We start from the raw sequence: 557 nt of genomic DNA on the forward strand, positions 1-557 counted from the left end.
GTCATCGTACGGAGAAGGACGTCGGAGGTCAGTTAGCGCCTCTTCCTTCTCCCCGTGTGGGAGAAGGTGTCGCCGAAGGCCACGGATGAGGGTGTTCCAGCTTGGCGATATGTTGAAATCGCGGCAGCCGATCTTCCAGCACCCCTCATCCGTCTCGGCGCTGCGCGCCGATCCACCTTCTCCCACAGGAGGAGAAGGGGAAGTCGGCGCAAAATTTCCCCTTGACCTCAACCTATCTTGAGCTTGCAAACCGTCTCCGAGCCCCTGCGAAATGAGCTTTTCCCAAACGGAGACAGATCGAAATGAGCAATAAAAATCAAGGCAATGGCAGCGTGTTCCGGGTCGATAAGTTCGTCGTCCCGGTTGAAGCCCGCGAGGAGATCATCGGCAAGGTCCGGATGACCCATGAACTGCTGCGCCGGCAGGAGGGCTTCGTGCAGGATTTCCTGCTCGAGCAGTTCTCCGGGCCGGGCGAGTTCAACCTCGTCACCATCGTCGAATGGGAAAGCCAGGCAGCGGTCGACAAAGTAGTGCCGATCGTCAAGGTCGCGCACGAG

Annotated in this window: 1 protein-coding gene; it reads left to right on the forward strand. The window is 58.7% G+C overall.

The genetic code is table 11. From position 1 onward, the window contains the following. Positions 1-302: 302 nt before the first annotated feature. On the forward strand, positions 303-557 hold a 255-nt coding region (locus EOA33_RS38065; RefSeq protein WP_127407865.1), incomplete at its 3' end, for an antibiotic biosynthesis monooxygenase.

It is taken from the genome of Mesorhizobium sp. M4A.F.Ca.ET.050.02.1.1 (genome assembly GCF_003997725.1).
GTDB lineage: Bacteria > Pseudomonadota > Alphaproteobacteria > Rhizobiales > Rhizobiaceae > Mesorhizobium.